General features: G+C 47.7%; 15 protein-coding genes. All 15 read left to right on the forward strand.

Translation table 11 applies throughout. From position 1 onward, the window contains the following. The first annotated feature begins 49 nt into the window (after positions 1-49). The 15 genes from xrtK (at position 50) to GC178_01705 (ending at position 20,472) form a co-directional block, all read left to right on the forward strand. On the forward strand, positions 50-607 hold the full coding sequence (gene xrtK / locus GC178_01635; protein ID MBI1286254.1) for an exosortase K: 558 nt from the start codon (positions 50-52) through the stop codon (positions 605-607). Then, the gene (locus GC178_01640) at positions 595-3,369 is read left to right on the forward strand and encodes an MSEP-CTERM sorting domain-containing protein (GenBank protein MBI1286255.1); all 2,775 of its coding nucleotides are present in this window, start codon (positions 595-597) and stop codon (positions 3,367-3,369) included. Before xrtK ends, GC178_01640 begins: the two co-directional genes overlap by 13 nt. Positions 3,370-3,540: 171 nt before the next feature. Beyond that, positions 3,541-4,143, forward strand: coding sequence for a hypothetical protein (locus GC178_01645; GenBank protein MBI1286256.1), 603 nt, complete (start codon positions 3,541-3,543; stop codon positions 4,141-4,143). Further along, positions 4,136-5,269, forward strand: a complete 1,134-nt coding sequence (locus GC178_01650) for an AAA domain-containing protein (GenBank protein ID MBI1286257.1) — start codon at positions 4,136-4,138, stop codon at positions 5,267-5,269. The genes GC178_01645 and GC178_01650 overlap by 8 nt, the downstream gene beginning before the upstream one ends. Further along, the gene (locus GC178_01655; protein MBI1286258.1) at positions 5,242-5,985 is read left to right on the forward strand and encodes a hypothetical protein; all 744 of its coding nucleotides are present in this window, start codon (positions 5,242-5,244) and stop codon (positions 5,983-5,985) included. Before GC178_01650 ends, GC178_01655 begins: the two co-directional genes overlap by 28 nt. After that, the gene (locus GC178_01660) at positions 5,982-8,486 is read left to right on the forward strand and encodes a hypothetical protein (GenBank protein MBI1286259.1); all 2,505 of its coding nucleotides are present in this window, start codon (positions 5,982-5,984) and stop codon (positions 8,484-8,486) included. Before GC178_01655 ends, GC178_01660 begins: the two co-directional genes overlap by 4 nt. Continuing rightward, complete coding sequence (locus GC178_01665; protein MBI1286260.1) at positions 8,476-10,209, forward strand: hypothetical protein; 1,734 nt, start codon at positions 8,476-8,478, stop codon at positions 10,207-10,209. Before GC178_01660 ends, GC178_01665 begins: the two co-directional genes overlap by 11 nt. Before the next feature lie 89 nt (positions 10,210-10,298). Beyond that, complete coding sequence (locus GC178_01670) at positions 10,299-11,459, forward strand: RtcB family protein (GenBank protein MBI1286261.1); 1,161 nt, start codon at positions 10,299-10,301, stop codon at positions 11,457-11,459. 82 nt (positions 11,460-11,541) lie between these two features. Beyond that, entirely contained in the window at positions 11,542-12,216 is a 675-nt protein-coding gene (locus GC178_01675; GenBank protein ID MBI1286262.1) for a response regulator, read from the forward strand. After that, positions 12,204-13,499, forward strand: a complete 1,296-nt coding sequence (locus tag GC178_01680) for a sensor histidine kinase (GenBank protein MBI1286263.1) — start codon at positions 12,204-12,206, stop codon at positions 13,497-13,499. Before GC178_01675 ends, GC178_01680 begins: the two co-directional genes overlap by 13 nt. 36 nt (positions 13,500-13,535) lie before the next feature. Next, entirely contained in the window at positions 13,536-14,006 is a 471-nt protein-coding gene (locus GC178_01685) for a hypothetical protein (GenBank protein MBI1286264.1), read from the forward strand. A 90-nt stretch (positions 14,007-14,096) separates the two neighbouring features. Next, entirely contained in the window at positions 14,097-14,588 is a 492-nt protein-coding gene (locus tag GC178_01690) for a hypothetical protein (GenBank protein MBI1286265.1), read from the forward strand. Between the two features lie 69 nt (positions 14,589-14,657). After that, entirely contained in the window at positions 14,658-15,410 is a 753-nt protein-coding gene (locus tag GC178_01695; GenBank protein ID MBI1286266.1) for a hypothetical protein, read from the forward strand. A gap of 139 nt (positions 15,411-15,549) precedes the next feature. Beyond that, entirely contained in the window at positions 15,550-16,029 is a 480-nt protein-coding gene (locus GC178_01700; protein MBI1286267.1) for a hypothetical protein, read from the forward strand. A gap of 90 nt (positions 16,030-16,119) precedes the next feature. Then, complete coding sequence (locus GC178_01705; GenBank protein ID MBI1286268.1) at positions 16,120-20,472, forward strand: CusA/CzcA family heavy metal efflux RND transporter; 4,353 nt, start codon at positions 16,120-16,122, stop codon at positions 20,470-20,472. Positions 20,473-20,496: the final 24 nt, after the last annotated feature.

Here is a 20,496-nt window from a genome sequence, read left to right on the forward strand (position 1 = left end):
AACTCGCCACATTCATGTTTAGCTTGCCATCGAATGAGAGAGGCCGTACATGAGTATCATTGAACGTTCTGAACGTGCGAAACCCACAAACTGGTTTGGCAATACCACACTACTGGTGTTGCTGACCTATCTGGGTGTAGCGGGAGCCATTAATCGTGGACTTTCCAATGACCAACTTCAGTTTCTTCTCTACCCGATACAACTTCTTGTTGGGCATTTCCAAAACAGCCAGTTTCAATACTTCCCAGCCTTTGGTTACGTGCAGACCACCGGTGCAATCAGTATCAATGCTTCATGTTCTGGGTTCTTGTTTTTCAATGTATTGAATGCAATAGGTCTATTCCTTATCTGGAAGATGACAGGGCCACTTTGGCGATTCAGTTCTGCGGTCAAAACTTCAGTTGTGATCCTCATGGCCTATATATCGACCATTCTTGTCAATGCCTCGCGCATACTGCTGAGCCTCGATCTGCTTAAAGTATCGCAAACCCTCAGTTGGTTTCCTGATAGGTTCGCCCATGAGGCATTCGGCATTTTCTCGTTCCTGATCTTTTCAATCCTCTACTACATCACCATTAACCAAATTCTGAAACAATGGACAAACTGAAATCGCCTATTTGGCTTATTCTCAGTACGGCACTTCCGTATGCACTTTTGATTCTTTTCTTCTATGAAACGTATGACGTTATTAATTCTCTTTTAAATGAGGAGCAAAAGCAGATCTGGTTCAACTACGGAGTTTACTTTGGTGCTCTTGCTTTCATCGTTCTGAGCTATTCGGTTGTGCTCATGTTCAGACGCGGTTCTGTTGGCCTTTGGGTCTCATGGCTGCTCCTTTTTCTGAGCATTTTCAATCTCACCCTGTTTTTTGCATTCATAGATGAGGTTCTTCCTTTCAATATTCCGAGTTGGATGTTCACCTCTTCCGATCTGTCGATCTACCCATACACATTCATTATTCCAAGTGCGCTGCATGCGCTCATTCTCTTGGTGTTGCAGTACACTCCTCAACCAAGATCGAACAATGCTTGGGTAAACTTGGGACCGATAGTTCTTATTCCTGCCATTGTTTCGGCAGCCGCATTCCTCATGGGTTCTTTCGGCACCCGATCAACAGACCTGTGGATACTCAAGTATCTGCCCACCTACATCCTGGTGTTCTTTACGTGCCTACTGGTAGCATTCGTTATTCGTTTTCTATACATCCTCTCGGTAAAGAGCAAAAAGCGCGATACTTTGACCCTTATACTGAAGGTTCTTTTCACCATTGTGTTTCCTGTTGCCGGCTTGGTGTTCAACCATGTTGTATTCGGATTTACGGAAGGGCTATTCGGAGATTTCAGTCACCCGCTTTACTACATCCTTGCCGTTCTCAACGGAATTGTGGTCAGCCTACCGAATCCTTCAACCGTTAGACTGAGGTGGTTGCTCTTTATAGCGCGTTCCATACTCTTTTCATTCATTCTCTACTTTGGGGCTGTTTTCTTGCCTTATCTACCGCTTTCCATTCTCGCAATACTTGCAGTCGGACTCGGTTTTCTGATGCTTTCGCCTTTGGTGGTCTTTGTACTACAGGTAACCACCCTTCGCCAAGACATGGAATTCCTGTCCTATACAACACCGAAGATTGTGGTTCGGTCAGTATTTATTATTTGCCTGATGGTTCTGCCCGCAATGCTTACCATCAACTACAAACTCGACAGGCATCAGCTTGATATGGTTTTCAGTTTTCTGTATGAACGAAGTTTCGAAGATGAAAGCCGACCTGAGTTCAATACTGAAAGACTGACGCGACTGTTGGATCACATTGATGACGCCAAGTTGAGAAACAGTAGTCATACCCCGTTTTTGGACTCCTATTACAACTGGATCGTTCTGGATAACCTGATGTTATCGGATAAGAAGTTGGACGATATTTCTTCCGTTTTCATGGGCAAGCCCTACGAGGAGTCAAGACATTGGAGAAACTGGTGGTCTTTGCCCACGCGCAATGCCACTTTGGATACGGTAATCGTTGAATCTTCCTACAACGGAGAGTTCTGGACAAGTTACGCACATTTGAAGGTCAGCACCGGTTCGAATGACCTCACCGAGTTCAGAACATACATTGAGGTTCCGCCAGATTGCCATGTTTCCAACTACTACTTGGATATTGAAGGCAAACGCGAGTATGGCATCCTTGCTGAAAAACGCACGGCCAATTGGGTTTACAACAATATTGTGAATACAAGGCGGGATCCGGGAATTTTGGATGAAATTGCTGAGAATCGGTATCGCTTAAAGGTCTTTCCAGTTACTGGAAGTGAACCACGTACAACGGGAGTGGAATTCATACACAAGCAACCGATCAGAGTAACTATTGGTGGCAGGGTCATTCCTTTGGGTGAAGAACATGGCCAACAGGAGACTGCAACTGCGTTTGAGATCATGGACGGCCAAGCGCTTTTCATTCCTGAAAAAGCAAAAAAAGAGCTGAATCGAACGGTAAGATCACCGGAATACCATATCATCATTGATAGGTCGAACACCTCATCTTGGGACGAAGCCTCGCTTGATGAGGTAATGGATAAGTTGAATCAATCTCTCGGAGACAATGGCACGGTACGATACTGGGCCGGCAATTACAATTTCGAAGAATTGGATGGGGAAACTTGGGAAAAAGACGCCATGTCGGTAGAGAAAGAAGGCGGTTTTTATCCGGAATTTCTGATGAAGAGGGAATTGAGAAAGAACTGGAAAAACCATGGAGGTTCATGTCCGGTCTTCGTCATGCTTGTTTCAAATTTCACCAAAGTATCCATTCTCGAAGGCTTCAGCGATTTCATGTTCACGTCACCTGACATGAACTGCTTTTTCACCGCAGGCCCTGACGGAAACATCCAAAAGTTTGACCTGGAGTCTGCCGAAATCGCAACTGAATTCACATCCTCTTTGATTGCACCGGAACCCACACATCAATTGAATTGGAACGGGTCTAATTGGTTTTTGAATACCGATGATGAAGCTGAGATCCTATTCGATTCTCTCGCCTCAGAGCCACACAACAAATGGGAATTGGCATTGGCCCTGCAATCTGACCTTAGAACCTTGGCTCTTTATCCTCAGCGAGAGAACGGCTGGTTGAACGCGGTAAGATCCAGCATTTCATCCGGAATTCTGACCCCGCTCACTTCCTACATCAGCTTGGAAAATGAGGCTCAGAAAAAGGCACTTCTTCACAAGCAGAAAGAGGTTCTCAATAGCGATGCGAACTTCGATCTGGAAGAGACCGAACCAATGTCTGAACCAAGTATTGTCTGGTATCTGGCAATTGTATTTTTTCTTTGGCTCTGGAGCTATAGAAGAAAGTTGAATCAAATTTCCGGTTAGGTACTGGCACGTTCAAATTCTTCATTTTTTGAATATAAATCGATCTACGCAAAAAGACTGCGCAGTAGTGCAAAACCTTTGCATCAGCAATTATCTTTTAACATTGCATCGAACTTTTACCTCATTGCAGATTGAATGAGTACCTCCTCGGTTATAAAAATGGTGAAGTCATTGAGAGAATCAGAAGAAGTTATCCTATATGATAACATTCTGTTTGTAACTGAGTCTGACCGAACGGAACTGGGAATTTACCTCAAAGAACAGTATGCATTTGAGCAGGTGGAATACCCATCCAACGCACCATCGTTCAATGCCAATGCGGCCATTTGGGCCGCTGAAGTTGTGTATGTATCAGCGCAGCTACTGTTACATAGAAAACATCAAGATGGAGAATTGGAAGATCTACTACCCAATTGGGAGAACGATATTGACGCAAGTGCCATCTTATCGGCCGATCTTTGCTTGCGATTTCTTCCTGCGTTAGGCAAACATTTATCGGTTATTGAGCCAGAGGACAAACTCATTCCAATAATCGAAACAATACTTAACACTTGGCATTACTCAGGAATTCCATCCATAAAGGACGTTTCTGACCTGAATTTTGAGCGCATTTTGGCCGATAGCTGTGTCTTACAGCTTTACGTAGATAGAGTCATTGAGTACCAAAGGCAAGACCTTGCAAGACTATATGTATTACAGCCCTGGGTGAAGGCAAGTTTGGGCATTCACAGCAACCACTATTGGAGCACTTTTACAGAATTAGAAAATGAATGACGAAATAGTAAAACTCAATGCTGTTCTACAGCACATCAAAGACTCCTTTGTAGGAAAAGATGAGATAATTGACCTGCTCGGAATCAGTCTTGTTGCCAATGAGAACGCGTTCCTGCTTGGCCCTCCTGGAACCGCAAAAAGTGCCATTGTAAGAGCATTATCTGACAGTGTAGAGAATGGGAGAAACTTCGAGTATCTACTTACCCGCTTTACAGAGCCCAACGAGATTTTCGGCCCATTCGATATTCGGAGGTTGAAAGAAGGTGATCTGGTTACAAATACAGAAGGCATGTTGCCAGAAGCCTCACTCATTTTTCTAGATGAGATATTCAACGCAAACAGCGCTATACTCAACAGCTTGCTACTGTCTTTGAATGAGAAAATATTCAGGAGAGGACGCGAGACCAGAAAACTACCAGCACTCATGTTTGTGGGGGCCAGCAATGTGCTACCCGAAGACGAGACCCTCAACGCTCTTCTTGACCGCTTTCTGATAAGGATACAATGCGATTACGTTGACCCCGACCTTTTGGATCAGGTACTATTGGCTGGACGAAAGTTGGGACAGACCAACGAAGTGGTAAGGCCTACGGTAACTCCTGAGGATATTAAAACGCTACAGAGTGCCACCAAAGAAGTAGATCTCAGTCCGATATTGGAACCTTACGTCAATCTGGTACATAACCTACGAAATACGGGAATTGCCATTTCTGACCGTAGAGCGGTGAAGATTCAAAATCTGATTGCTGCAAGTGCCATAATCAGCGGCAGAAAACAGGCCATACTTAGCGACCTCTGGGTGCTCAAATACATTTGGGACACCGAGGAACAGGTAGAAATATTGGCCGGTGTAGTAGATAACGTTATCGATCAGGATCAAAATCAACAGGCACATCCGCAAGCCAAATTCAATAAGGTTCCAGACCCAGAGGAATTGATGAAAGACGTAACCATCCTAAAAGACAAATGGGAACATGGCGGATTGAGTTTCGAAGAACAGAACGTGATCAAGGATAAACTTCGGTTTTTACAAACCCGTTGTGCGTGGATAAAAGAAGCCGTTAAGCGTGATCATATAACACAAGAAATTGAATCGTTGTGGGAAGAAATGCTGAAAGCGGTCTGAACTACTACCTAGTAATTGATGGTGGGGATGATGAGGCGCTCCGAGGCCTTATGTCTTATCAGCACCTAAAGGTTGCCCGAGATGGTACCAAAACCTGGGTTACGGGATTCTGCGAGGCGTTGATCAACGCTACCGTTGTACTTGTCATACCAAACAAATCAACCTACTACGAGCGTTGTGGCAACCTGTTTCCTACGGGAAGTTTGCTTCCAGCCATGAAAATGCCAACATCGTTACTATGGACGCCCATCAATCGTGCGGTTGATGTGACACTGGGCTCATTGAATCATAACTTTTTTGGCATTGACCAGCAATGGGATGTGCAATTGGTTGAGTCAAACATTGAGCACGAACCGAACGTACTCAGAGTCAAACTGCAAACACTCGAAACATACACCTCTGCAGCTCCGACTATTCGTTTAAAAGGGCTTTCGTGGGTTCGGTTGAACGAAAACGAGGCGTTGGTGTTCGGACGACCACTTTTACCCCTCAACGGTAAAGCATATTACCAACAAGGTCAGGCCATTGTTCCTATCGGATCTGAATTTGAACTCTACATCCTTGCCGAACAAATGCACCTAAGAATGGATGCCGAAAGAACCAACCTGTTTGTTTGGAGTGAGGATGCCAGATTCTTTACGGTTCCAAAAGAGAATGTTGTACCACTTTCGCGCAGTTCTGTCCGTTTATCCGCTAATCAAACAGAACTTCCGTGAAGTCTCGATTTCTACAGCCATACACCAACTATTTCTGGATGTGGGAGGACGCCTCCGTTATTGCCATACCCAATGGCAACACGATTGCCTATACAGAACTACTCAAGGAATGTCTTGGACCACTACGCAGCAATGGTTTCCCCCCGTTCGGAACATTTTTGCTGGCAATTGTAGCTACCGATTCCAACGGTAAGGCCAACCTAGAAAAGATCGAGGCCATCATTGAGAAAATCGACCTGGAGCCTCATGTTCAAAGCATGTGCAGGGCCGGATTTGCATTCCTACATGATCTGAACAAGCTACATTACTGGTATGCTGATCGGCACAAACGAATTGTTCTATTGGAATCTGTGTTCAGAAATTGCCACAACATCGGTTCGGTAAAACAGGCTCTGGAAGATTTCAAATGGCTGGAAACCTTCGCACTACGAGATTTTGAAGAGATCATGGTTGTTTCCGGCAATGTGGTAAAGCAGGAGTTTGAACCGCTTTCAATACTTCATTTCAAGTTCCAGGATTCAGACTCTTTGGCCAACGCCATGTTCGGAACGCAACCAATCACAGATGTGGTTGATCCTGCCGTATCTGCGCCCGAAAAACCCAAAGACCTTGTTGATGAATTACTGGGCACCAAAAGCACCGAACGGGTTGGTGCTTTGGTTAAAACGCTTTGGGCAGGTCTGAACCTTCCTTTTCACAGCCATGCAACCGCGCAACAGGCCAACGGAGGTGTCGCTGACATTGCGAACAAGGGCAATTTCGACCGGCTACTCATTTCAGAATTTGCAAACGATGACCTTCTGTTCCTTACACGTCTTGCCAATAATGAGTCGCTTTACCTCAATCAGGAATCGCCACCGGACGCAAACAACCTGAAACGAACCATCCTTATTGATGCATCAGTTAAGAATTGGGGAACCCCAAAAACACTGGCGTTCTCTTTGGCAATAGCCATTACCAACCACCCCAAGACCGATATGGTGTGCGAGACCATTGTTGTTGGAGATGACTTTGAGCCGGTAAAGGTCGACTCGGTTGAAGGACTGATTGACGCATTGGAAAAGGTAAAACCATCTTTATCTGCCGCTAAGGGTTTGGACAGATACTTTGAGGAACCGAAACCCACTCAAGGAGAGACCTTTCTTATTACCGAAAAGACTACGGATAGTGATTCTTCGATGCAGCGGGTACGATTGGAAAATGCAGAAGCAATCACTTACCTCATTCGTACAGACGCCTTTGGCGCCATAGATATTTACAAAAGACAAGGAAAAGGGCTGAAGCATAATCAGCGGATTGACCTTCCATTGCAAGATCTTTGGTCAAGGAGTTTGGCCAGAGATAATGCCGAAGAGTCTATTGAAGGGCACATTCCAATACTTTTCCGCAATGCCCAAGGTCATCTTGGAATCCGACCGAACGTTGCAGGCGACCTGTTTAAAATTGATAAAGAATATGCGCTTTTCCGACTTCACGTTAACAATGGAAAAGTGCATGAGATAGGTTGGGAGATGATCATCCAGAAGTTGCCTTTCAAATGCAGCTTCTTTGAGGTGGTTCTTGCTCCAGATGGTGTTAACCATGTTTTCCTGTTCAAACAAGACACCAGAGAGTTCTGCATTGTGAACGTAGAGACCCAGGAACAAGTGTCAGGTAAGTTCGAACACTGGAAAAATGCCAGGGGTCTCCAGTTTGTATATGCTGGTAATGGCTTCCATCATTACAATGGCAAAGGCTCATGGATGATTGACCTATCAGGGAATGTTCATCAATCCGATTTTACCCTAATTGAGCCACATGATCTGCGTACGGTTCGAGATAAGGAGATAGCTGAAGTGAACGGCTATCTCTATCACGGAGATAGCATTCTAAAGAAGCTAGAAAAAGTGGTCATTAATCAAGATGGAAACTTGCAGTTCAATAAGCATCAGTTCCATCTTAACCATAGCCATCACTTTAAACTGAAACTGAATGATCCGGGCATTTACAGGGCCGAAGCAGAGCCTCTTGGAAATGGCGTTTTCGTTTTTCCAGATGGCAGCAAAGTGCATATGGTTCGTTCTGGAATGATTGTGCTTGAAAGTTCCTCGCCATCAATTCCTTCAATCTTTATTCCATCGGCTTTGGAACTATCATTAGGTGTTGCCACAAACACATCATTCTCTGGCAATACCTTTTACCAGCGTAAGCCGCAGTTTCATGTTCATCTCAAATCGATTGATGATACACCTTTGGCCGTCATAAAATCCATTCGTTCCAACACCGAACTTTCTTTGAAAACCGCCAAAGAACTAATAGACAATAGGCCTTGCACCATTCCGTGCTATTTGAATGAGGTTAAGGTTAAAGCCTTCATAGAGCAACTGAAAGAACTCGGGGCTCGCGCAGATTACTTCCCAACAGATGAGGCAATGATGTTGCAAGTAATCGTAACACCTGACTTCTTCTGCCAAGAATATGTTGACCCATTTATTTCCCAGATACTAGCTCATGGAACTTAAGCTCAAGACATCTGACAATAATGGGTTTCCGCTGTTCGGTTTCATCATTCGCTCCGGCAGCGTTAAGCAGTGGGTGTTGGAATTACAGTCATTAGGAATGAATCTGAATACGGTTCAACTCTATCCTATTCCAGGTTTAAAAGCCAACAGCATTTGGGGTTGCTTTGTAGAACGTTCAGAAGAGCTGAACCCAAGGTCAATTGGAAAAAATGAACTCTGTCAGCGCATTCGTCCGAATGTATTCATTGCAGAACGCACCCAACTTACCCCGGTCTTAGACGACAGCCACTACGATCGGATTTTCGGTTCCAATAAGTTTCTTTTCCACCCTGTTGTTGGAACCGTTGAATTCGGAGAACCCCTTTCCCTGGTGGATTATCTATCCATGCCAACGGAAGTTTCCATTTTTGCTGTCAGGCCGAAGAGCGGTGTGGTCATTCCCTCGCAGATCCGAAGCTTTCAGGTAATCCCTCCAGACGAAGAAAGTTCTCTCAAGAATTTGGAGGAAAATGTTTTTCCAAAACGGCAGAAGCTGAAAGACAAACCGTTGAACCTATGGGAAAAACTCCGATTGGCAGCCTACGGTGCTCTCTTCAAATCGAGCCAAAAGGGAGAAAAAAATGTTACGGGCACCGATACTTCCAAAACCGCTACAGGTTCGTTACTGGACAAGGCCTTAGACTTGGTTTTCGGCAGCAAAGGCTCCAAGCTGGCAGAACAAATGATGCAAGACTTTGAAGGTCTGGAGGAGCGGAATCAGAAGGAGCTCAAAAAATTGCTGAACATGTTTGAGAAAGATCCTTTTGAGGCGTTGAAGTATGCCATTCCGCTGGATGAGGCAGGAACCTCGCGTGGACATCAACCTGGGGAATTACGTCTTTCAAAACTGTGGGGAACCTTGTCGCTTTTCGGAGACTCAACAAGCAGTTCTGGTGGTGGTACCATTATAGGAAGCGATGAATACGGCACTTTACGGACCACTTATCTGCAAACTGCTACGCAATTGCGTAATAACGGTGAATACGAAAAAGCCGCTTTCGTGTATCTCAAATTATTGAAGCTTCCATTAATGGCTGCCGAATGTCTTGAAGAAGGAGGGCTGTACCCGGAGGCTGCTGCGCTCTACCTGAAATCGCACCACAAGGATAAGGCCGCAAAGTGCTATGAGACCGGTAAAATGACCCAAGAGGCCATAAAGCTCTACAAAGAGCTAAAAAAGCACGAAAAGGTTGGTGACCTCTACAGGGAAATCGGCAATCGCAATGAAGCCAACAAGAGTTATTTGCGTGCGATTGAATCGAACATTGCTGGCAAGCGATATGTGCTGGCATCAGACATTCACCTACACAAAATCGGAGATTTCAATGCGGCTCAGAAACTGTTAATTGATGGGTGGGTAAACAAAATTGAACAGCAGCAGTGTCTATCGCAATTCTTAAAAAACCAGCCAGACGAAGACAGTCTCAGGTCGAGTATCATTGAGACATATGAAAACCACCTGAATCCCGAGGATTCGGACATGTTCCTACGTGTTTCCCTGAAACATATCCAGCAAGATAAAGCCACCGATTATTTACGGGAAATGGCATATGACATTATTGCCGATCGGATGGAGAAAGCTCCTCAAATAACTGAACATCTGAAAAATTTGAACCCGACCGATCGTGAAATTCATAAAGACCGCACTCGATTCATGCTGAATCAAAAGAAGTCTCGCTACTGAATTTCAATCCGAAATTGAGAAATTTCTCCCTACGCAAAAAGACTGCGCAGTAGTGCAAAACCTTTGGTCTCGAATTAAGAAAATAAGAGATGAAAAAAGTAGTTAGCACAGAACGTTTGCCAATCAAAATGTGGTTGGACGACCTTGAAGAAGGAGCTTTGGAACAAGCCAAAAACTTGGCAAATCTTCCATTTGCCTTCAAACATATTCCGCTGATGCCAGATAGTCATCAAGGCTACGGAATGCCTATCGGTTCCATCCTCGCCACAAAGGGAGTTATTGTTCCAAATGCGGTTGGCGTTGATATCGGTTGCGGTATGTGCGCCATGAAAACCAGCATCGAACATTTGGATCAAGACCAATTGAAAGCAACGTTGGGCGTTGCCCGAAAATTGATTCCGCTTGGATTCAACTGGCATGATGAGCCTCAGGATGAATCGTTGATGCCAAAAGGCCACGAAGACTTGGAGATCGTGAGCCGTCAATATGTGAAAGCAACCAAGCAGATCGGTTCTTTGGGTGGTGGAAATCACTTCATCGAAATTCAGAAAGGAAATGACGGTTTTGTGTGGGTTATGATCCACTCCGGAAGCCGAAACCTTGGCCATAGCGTAGCAAGTTGGTACAATCAGGCTGCTAAAACGTTGAATGAGCGCTACCATTCTTCGGTAACTCCAAACATGGATCTGGCATTCCTGCCAATTGAAACTCCTGAAGCGAAAAACTACTTCGCTGAAATGGAGTACTGCGTGGAGTTTGCGTACGCCAACCGAAAGCTGATGATGACCCGAATGATGGAAGCGTTAACTGAGGTTGCTGGCGAGTTCGGAACAGGTGAGATGATCAACGAGTCGCACAACTTTGCTGCTTGGGAGAACCATTTCGGAAGTAATGTCCTTGTACACCGAAAAGGGGCTACACGTGCCCGAAAAGGCGAATTGGGTATGATTCCAGGTTCGCAGGGAACCAACTCCTACATCGTTCGCGGATTGGGTCATCCAGAAAGTTTCGAATCCTGTTCGCACGGAGCGGGTCGAAAGCTTGGTAGAAAGCAAGCACAGCGCGAGCTAAACTTGGAAGAGGAAATTGCTCACCTTGATAAGATAGGCGTGGTTCATTCCATCCGTAATACGAAAGATCTGGACGAGGCAACCTCAGCTTACAAGGACATCAATATGGTTATGAATAACCAAAGAGACCTTGCCGAAATCTTGGTAGAACTAACTCCGCTTGCGGTTCTGAAGGGTTGAGGTTCATCAAGTTTAACTTTTCTCAAACCGTAGCTACTCCAAATTCCAAATCTCTTCAGAATTTGCCCGTTACATTCGTTGTGTGAAAATCCTGATCATAGAGGACGAACGCGAACTGGCTGCCGACATGGTGAAGTACCTTTCGGGAGAACAGTACCGTTGCGAAGTGGCTCCCGACAAGGACAGCGCCATGGAACGCATCGGCATGTACGATTACGATTGCATTCTCTTGGATCTGATGCTGCCTGATGGAAGTGGCCTCAGTATTTTGGAAGCATTGCGCGAACAGGGAAAACAGGAAGCGGTGATCATCATCTCGGCCAAAAATTCCATTGAAGATAAGGTGGCAGGGCTGAAGATCGGGGCGGACGACTACCTCGCAAAACCGTTCCATCTGGCCGAACTTTCAGCACGCATCTTCTCCGTTATCCGCAGAAAACAGTTCGATACTGCAAATGTGTTGCAACAGAACGAACTGAAAGTGGATGTTCCCGCCCGCGCGGTAACGGTGCATGATGTGCCTGTTATGCTTACGCGGAAGGAGTTCGACCTCTTACTGTTGTTCTTGGGCAACCGCAACAAGGTCATTTCAAAAAGTGCGTTGGCCGAACACCTTTCGGGCGATCTGGCCGATATGATGGACAGCCACGACTTTGTGTATGCACATGTCAAGAACCTGAAAAAGAAACTCACCGAGGCCAATTACGGCAACTACCTGACCACCGTTTACGGAGCGGGCTACAAATGGAAGGCATGAGCAAACTGCTAAACAGACCGCTGCGTTATTTTGCGCTGTATGCCCTGCTGCTGCTGGCCTGTAGCGTTCCTGTGTATTACGTGGTGGTAGACCGGATCTGGCTCAGCGAACTGGATGAACACAACCAGATCATCAAGCAGCGCATTGAGAACAAATTGACGGGCACAGCGCTTGATCCGCAGGAACTGGAACGCATGCTGGCACTTTGGAAAGTGTTGGAACCGGGCACCACGCTGGAACCGATGCCAAAGACCGTTGGCCCGAAGGACAGCCTCTACACCGTTACGCGTACCACCGATTTCGGCAACGAACTGGAGACCGACCGTTTCCGTGGGCTGCAATCGTACATCAATGTGAACGGAAGGACGTATCGGCTGCGAACGGAAACCAACGTGGAAGAGGCCGATGAGACCCTAAGCGCCATTGCTGCGGTCACGGTGCTGTTCTTCGTGCTGCTGCTGCTCGGGTTCATCATCCTCAACAGGCAGATCTCCAAGCACGTGTGGAAACCATTCTACGCTACGCTGGAAAAACTGACCGCATTCGACCTGAACAGAAACCCGAACATCCACTTCGAAAAAAGCGACATTGAGGAATTCGATCAGCTGAACCGCACCGTGGAGCAACTGATCCTGCGCAGCGTTTCCACGTACAATCAGCAGAAGGAGTTCATTGAAAATGCTTCGCATGAACTACAGACACCGTTGGCGGTGCTGCGTTCCAAATTGGAGCTGCTGCTACAGCACGAATCGCTGCAAGAAGAACAGGCCGAGCTGATCGCAGGCATCTCGGTGCCGCTTTCGCGCGTTTCGCGCATCAACAAGAACCTGCTGCTGTTGGCCAAGATCGAGAACCAACAGTTCGGTGATGTGGAAAAGGTCTCCGTTTCAGAAACCATCAACGAAAGCCTCGAACTGCTGGAAGATCACATCACCGAAAAAAAGCTTTCGGTAGAACGTGTAACGCTTGAAGACACCGTTGTGGAGTGCAACCGAACGCTGCTGGAAATGCTGGTCAATAATCTGCTGGTCAACGCCATAACGCACAGCCAGGCGGGCGCCACCATCATCATCGAACTGGAGAAAAACGACTTTTCCATTGCCAATTCGGGAAATGGAAAATTGGATGAGGCCAAACTGTTTGAGCGGTTCTCGCACTCATCCGAAAACAGCCAGAGCAGCGGCCTCGGACTGGCCATTGCAAAGGAGATCTGCGGGCGTTACCGTTGGAACATTTCTTACGCTTTCGAAAACGGAATGCATGCATTCTCCATCAAAACTTGAAAATCTAATTCAACAACTTTCATAGCCTCATTTATCATGAAAAGATCATTCCCCGTACTATTATCTGTTCTGGTGCTTGCTTCGGCCTGCGGCCACAGCGAAAAGGAAGCTGAAAACACTCCGAAAGAAGTGGAGACCGCTTTCAACCAGAAATTCCCTGATGCACAGAAAGTGAAATGGGAAAAAGAAAACGCCAACGAATGGGAAGCGGAATTTGAACTGAACGGAAAGGAATATTCGGCCAATTTTCTGAAGGATGGAACGTGGAAGGAAACCGAATATGAGATCTCGCTTGCTGAGGTTCCAGAAGATGTAATGCATACGATAGACACCCAATTTCCAGACCATGAGGTGCAAGAAACCGAACTGTCTGAGCGCGCATTGGGAAACGTATATGCGTTTGAACTGGAAAATGCTGATGAGAAAGTGGAAGTGGAGATCACCGCAGACGGTTCTTCAATGAAAAAGACCTACAAGAGCGAGGAGAACGAAGACAGCGAGGAGTGAAATATACTTCTCCAGATACTGGAAGATTCAGAATTTCTACCAATTCGTGCATGAGCTTTGACCATAGATTTAAACTAAAAGTCAGACACTATGAAAAAGTCAATGCTCATTGCGCTCTCTGTTGCGCTTCTCGCAACCGCTGCCTGCGGACAGAAAAGTGAAACCGCCCCGAAAGCTGTGGAGGCAGCTTTCCACAAGAAATTCCCTGATGCCCAAAATGCCAAGTGGGACAAGGAAAATGACAAAGAATGGGAAGCCGAATTCAAAATGAACGGCAAGGAATATTCTGCCAATTTCCTGAACGATGGCACTTGGCAGGAGACGGAATATGAGATCAAACGGTCGGAGATTCCTGCCAGTGTTCAAAAAACGTTGGACACCGAATTTGCCGGCTACGACATTGAAGAGGCCGAGATCTCTGAGAAGAACGAAGGCACCTTCTACGAATTCGAACTGGAGAAAGGAGAGTCAGACATAGAAGTGGCCATGGATGCAAATGGCAAAGTGGTGAAAAAGGAAGTGAAGGAGGAAGATGAACATGGAGATTCGGAAGACGATGAACATGACGAGGATGATGATTGATCAGAATTAATAGGAAGGCCGCAAATTCAAATGCGGCCTTTCTTTTTTCCGTCTACAAACACAATTTACATGAAAACGAAAGACCCAGCACTGAATAAGGTCGCTTCCATTACGCTTGCCTTCTGGATAATGAAGGTGTTGGCCACCACTTTGGGAGAAACCACAGGCGACCTCTTGGCCATGACGCTCAACATCGGCTACAGCGTCAGCCTCATCATCACCTCCATCGCGTTTCTGATATTCCTGTTCCTTCAATTGCGAGCCGATAAATTCCATACGGTGCTTTATTGGTTGGTTATTGTGGGAACAACCACGGTAGGCACGGAGATATCCGATTTCATGGACCGCACGTTGGGTCTGGGCTACACGTGGGGCTCCATCATTCTGCTTTCATCTCTTTTGGCCGTGCTGTTCTTCTGGCACAAGCGGGAAGCTGGCATCCGCGTCTTCCCAGTTACCGACAGGCGCGTGGAGCTTTATTACTGGTTGGCCATTCTCATCTCCAACAGTTTGGGTACCGCCTTTGGCGATTATCTGAGTGATGACATTGGACTGAGCTACGTGAACGGTGCGCTGGTCACGGCAGGCATCATCGGTGTGGTGGCCGTGTTGCATTATTTCACCAAATTGAATGAAGTGCTGCTGTTCTGGATCGCCTTCATCTTTACCCGTCCGTTCGGGGCCACCTTTGGCGACCTGCTGACCAAACCGCTCGATAGCGGAGGACTGGATCTTGGAACCATTCCTGCCACACTTGTTACCGCATTATTGTTATCGGCATTGGTGGCTTATACGCACAGGCGCCATGTGGCTGGCACGTAGCTGATAATCTGCTTTTAAGCCAATTTTAAGTGCCAACCAAGACCAGAGAGCAATTGACATCGTATCTTTGCATCGTCAGATCGGAACAAATAAGTTTGAACGACAGTTACACTTTGCGTGTTGAATACTTTTGCAAACCATGCCGCTCTTTAAGCAAATAGGGTCTCTTTTTCTGCTACTGGTCTATTCGGTGGGAATTGTGCATGGCGCCATTCCACACATGCATTACGCGAATGAATTGAACATTCCTGTGTATGAACATGGAATGGAACACGGCAATCATCACCAGCATCACTTTCACGATGCCGATTACAGCGGAGACCATACGCATGTGCAGCATGAAGGTCATTTCGATAATGGCATAATGGACATGCTCATTTGTATTCTCAGCGAATCGGATCACACGGACGTTGCCGAACTTTTTCTCTGTTCCAGGGCCAACGAGCTTTCCTTGGACGAGGCCAAGTTGCAACTGGCAGCTGTTCTGGTATCATTCGTTCCAACAAACCTTGAAGAAACTTCATCTAAAACGATTGCCTACACTCCGTGGGTTGATGGTCCTTACAACTGCTCGCACATAAGTGCCGCCTCAAGACGAGGCCCTCCTTCCGTTTCCTGATCCAGCGACCATTTCGCATGGTTGCGCCTTTGGCTTTTCCGCACTCGGAAGGGGCATTGAACCATTCATCCATCAGGAAATATTATTGAAATGAACAGTATCATCCGTTTCTCTATTGAGAACAAACTTATTATCGGCCTTGCCATACTGGGTCTCATCGCTTGGGGCGGTTATTCGCTCTCGCAGCTTCCCATCGATGCGGTGCCCGACATTACCAACAATCAGGTGCAGGTGATCACCGTAACACCTTCGTTGGCCGCACAGGAGATCGAGCGGCTTATCACCTTTCCGGTAGAGCTTACCATGGCCACCATTCCAGGCATTGAAGAGGTGCGCTCCTTTTCCCGCTTCGGGTTATCGGTGGTCACCATCGTATTTGAAGAAGATGTGGACGTGTATTGGGCGCGGCAGCAGGTGAACGAACGGCTGACCGAGGCCAAAGCGCAGATTCCGCAAGGAATTGGAAGTCCTGAGATGGCACCGCTTACCACAGGTTTGGGCGAAATATACCAGTATGTGGTGCACGCGGCAGAAGGCTACGAGGATCAGTATTCTGAGGTGGACCTTCGAACAATTCAGGATTGGATCATCAAACGGCAATTGCTGGGTACGCCCGGTGTGGCCGATGTGAGCAGTTTCGGAGGCGCGCTCAAGCAGTACGAGATCGCCATCGACCCAGAGAAGCTGCGCAGCATGAATGTGAGCATTTCCGAGGTCTTCTCGGCTTTGGAGAAGAACAACCAGAACACAGGAGGCGCTTACATCGATAAGCAGCCGAACGCCTACTTTATTCGGAGTGAAGGCCTCGTTGGCAGCCTGGAAGACATTCGAAGCATTGTGATCAAGGGCAATCCTGCGGGCATTCCCATTCTGATCCGCGATGTGGCCGAGGTGAAGTTCGGAACCGCGCTGCGCTACGGTGCTTCTACCCGAAATGGCGAAGGCGAGGTGGTAAGTGCGTTGGTGATGATGTTGAAGGGCGAGAACTCGGCCAAGGTCATCGCCAATGTCAAAGAGCGCATGGAGCAGATCAAAAAAACGCTTCCCGAAGGTGTGGTCGTAGAGCCATTTCTTGACCGTACGCGCTTGGTGAACCGAGCCATCGGAACCGTGGAAAAGAACCTTGTGGAAGGAGCGCTCATCGTCATATTCATTCTCATTCTACTTCTCGGAAACATCCGCGCAGGGCTGGTCGTGGCCTCGGTCATTCCGCTGGCCATGCTTTTTGCCTTGGGCATGATGAATCTCTTTGGTGTATCGGGCAACCTGATGAGCCTTGGGGCCATCGACTTTGGGCTGATCGTGGATGGCGCGGTGATCATTGTAGAGAGCATTGTTCACAGCATCATGCACGGAAAGCTTTCGGGCAAGCTGACGCGGAAACAGATGGATGAACAGGTGTTCAACGCCACCACCAAGATCAGAAGTTCTGCCGCGTTCGGAGAGATCATCATCCTGATCGTTTACCTGCCCATTCTGGCACTTGTGGGTGTGGAAGGCAAAATGTTCCGCCCCATGGCGCAGACCGTATCGTTCGCTATTCTCGGGGCCTTCATTCTGAGTTTGACCTACGTGCCAATGATGTCTGCGCTGTTCCTCAGCCGCAAAATGGAACAGAAAGAAAACATCTCCGACAGGATCATGCACTTCTTCCAGCGCATGTATTCGCCTGTCATAAACACGGGACTGAAACAGAAGAAAACCGTCATCGCAACGGCTGTGCTGCTGTTCGCGTTCAGCCTCTACACCTTCATGAACATGGGTGGAGAGTTTATTCCCACGTTGGATGAGGGCGATTTTGCCGTGGAAACACGTGTAATGACAGGCAGTTCGCTCACCGAAACCATTGATGCGGCCACCAAGGCCGAAAAGCTCATTCTGGAGCGATTCCCCGAAGTGGAACAAGTGGTCGGTAAGATCGGTTCGGGTGAAATTCCTACCGACCCCATGCCCATTGAAGCGTGCGATATGATGATCATTCTGAAAGACAAAGAAGAATGGGTGAGCGCGGACAGCCGTGAAGAACTGGCCAACAAGATGAGCGAGGCACTAGCAGATATTCCTGGCGTCACATTCGGGTTCCTGCAACCTATTCAGATGCGGTTCAACGAACTGATGACAGGCGCACGTCAAGATGTGGTCATCAAGATCTATGGCGAAGACCTGGACGTACTTTCAGACTACGCGAACCAAGTGGGAAAACTGGTCAAAACCGTGGATGGCGCTCAGGATCTGTACGTGGAACAGGTTACGGGATTGCCCCAGATCCAGATCGACTTCAACCGTGCGGAACTGGCCAAATATGGTCTGAACATTCAAGACGTGAATGCCGCCATTGAAACCGCATTTGCTGGCAAAAGCGCGGGCAAGGTCTACGAAGGTGAACGCAGATTCGACCTCGTTGTCCGACTGGATGACGAGCATCGTCACGACCTGGAAGATGTGAGAAATCTCTTCATCAATACACCGGGCGGCCATCAGATCCCGTTGAACCAAGTGGCGGACATCAATTTCAAAGACGGTCCATCGCAGATACAACGCGATGACACGAAACGAAGGATCATCATCGGTTTCAACGTGCGTAACCGCGATGTGGAAAGCATTGTGGCCGAGATCAAAGAGAAGGTCGATCGGAACATCGATTTCCCAACGGGATATTACCCAACGTATGGTGGGCAGTTCGAAAACCTGGTGGAAGCGCGCCAACGGTTGTCCATTGCGGTACCTGTAGCGTTGCTACTGATCTTCGTCCTGCTTTTCTTCACGTTCCGTTCCATCAAACAGTCGCTGCTCATCTTCACAGCCATTCCGCTGTCGGCCATCGGAGGCATCTTTGCGCTGTATCTGCGCGATATGCCGTTCAGCATCTCGGCAGGTGTCGGATTCATTGCGCTGTTCGGTGTGGCAGTTCTCAACGGAATTGTCCTCATCGGTGAGTTCAACCGCTTGAAAGAACAAGGCGTGACCGACCTGCACGAACGCGTGCTGAAAGGAACCAGAGTGCGTCTGCGCCCCGTAATGATGACCGCGTTGGTGGCCTCGTTCGGCTTTCTGCCGATGGCACTATCAACCTCCTCAGGTGCGGAAGTGCAACGCCCGCTGGCAACCGTGGTTATCGGGGGGCTCATCTCTGCTACGCTACTGACGCTGCTGGTACTTCCTGTGCTTTACATCTATTTCGAAAAAGGATTCGGCCGTTCGGCCAAGATGGCTGCCAATGCGTTGATCATCGGTATGATGCTGCTTCCATCGCTATCACAGGCACAGAATGGCCTAACGCTGGAAACGGCCATTGAACAGGCATTGCAGAACAATCCGACCATGCGCTCCGCAAAGCTGGATGTGGAAAGGAACATGCAGCTCAAGAAAACGGCCTCCGACATCGGTAAAACGCAGGTCAGTTGGCAGCACGGGCAATACAACAGCATCTACAGCAACGACAATTACATCGGGGTTTCACAGAACTTCGCTTTCCCCACGGTGTATGCCAAGAATGCGGGGCTGGCCAATGCCAACATCGAAAGCAGCCGCTTGCAACAGCAAATGACGGAGAATGAACTGGCAACACGCGTAAAATCGGCTTGGTATCAGTTGATGAACGCACAGGCCAAACGGCAACTCTATCATCGGCTGGACAGCCTTTTCGCTGATTTTGCGAATGCTGCGCAGATCCGTTACGCAACGGGTGAGAGCAGTCTGCTGGAAAAGACCACGGCCGAAACGCAACTGATGGAAGTACGCAACCAACTGCAAATGGCAGAAGCAGACGTGGAAATCGCCACTTCGCAACTTCAAACGCTACTCAATTCAGATCAACCGCTTGCTGACATCCAAACAAATCCAACCAAGCGAGAACTGGAAACCGCGTTGGACAGTTCGGGTGTCTCGAAAAACCCCGCTCTTGCCTTTTCGCAACAGCAGATAAAGGTTTGGGAGAAGACGCAATCTCTCGAAAAGGCCAAGTTGCTGCCCGACATCAGCATTGGATATTTCAACCAATCGCTGATCGGTGACCAGACCGTGAACGGGGTCGATCAGTTCTTCGGGCCAAGCAAGCGGTTTCAGGGATTTCAGGTCGGTGTGGCCATTCCGTTGTGGCTCCGACCGCACGTGGCGAAGGTGCAGGCGGCTGGCACCAAAGCCAAAATGGCCGAGGCGGACCATGAGAACTATCAGAACAACTTGGAAGGCGAGTACGCACAGGCCGTGCAGCAGTATCTGAAGTATAAAAGCAGCTTGGAGTATTACGAGAACACGGCTCTGAAACAATCGGACCTGATGCTGGAAAACGCGCAAAGTGCTTTCCGAAATGGGGCCATCGGCTACGTGGAATATGTGCAGGCCATCCATCAATCCATGACCATTAAAAATGCGTGGCTCGATGCGCTGAACGGCTACAATCAGGCGGTCGTCCACATCGAATACCTCGCAGGAATCAAATAAATCCATTCAGAAGAAATTTCAATC

The organism is Flavobacteriales bacterium (genome assembly GCA_016124845.1).
Lineage (GTDB): Bacteria > Bacteroidota > Bacteroidia > UBA10329 > UBA10329 > UBA10329.

Coding starts and splice junctions, on each gene's coding strand:
- xrtK (MBI1286254.1), top strand. CDS start 50: ATGAGTATCATTGAACGTTCTGAACGTGCGAAACCCACAAACTGGTTT.
- GC178_01640 (MBI1286255.1), top strand. CDS start 595: ATGGACAAACTGAAATCGCCTATTTGGCTTATTCTCAGTACGGCACTT.
- GC178_01650 (MBI1286257.1), top strand. CDS start 4,136: ATGAATGACGAAATAGTAAAACTCAATGCTGTTCTACAGCACATCAAA.
- GC178_01665 (MBI1286260.1), top strand. CDS start 8,476: ATGGAACTTAAGCTCAAGACATCTGACAATAATGGGTTTCCGCTGTTC.
- GC178_01670 (MBI1286261.1), top strand. CDS start 10,299: ATGAAAAAAGTAGTTAGCACAGAACGTTTGCCAATCAAAATGTGGTTG.
- GC178_01680 (MBI1286263.1), top strand. CDS start 12,204: ATGGAAGGCATGAGCAAACTGCTAAACAGACCGCTGCGTTATTTTGCG.
- GC178_01685 (MBI1286264.1), top strand. CDS start 13,536: ATGAAAAGATCATTCCCCGTACTATTATCTGTTCTGGTGCTTGCTTCG.
- GC178_01690 (MBI1286265.1), top strand. CDS start 14,097: ATGAAAAAGTCAATGCTCATTGCGCTCTCTGTTGCGCTTCTCGCAACC.
- GC178_01695 (MBI1286266.1), top strand. CDS start 14,658: ATGAAAACGAAAGACCCAGCACTGAATAAGGTCGCTTCCATTACGCTT.
- GC178_01700 (MBI1286267.1), top strand. CDS start 15,550: ATGCCGCTCTTTAAGCAAATAGGGTCTCTTTTTCTGCTACTGGTCTAT.
- GC178_01705 (MBI1286268.1), top strand. CDS start 16,120: ATGAACAGTATCATCCGTTTCTCTATTGAGAACAAACTTATTATCGGC.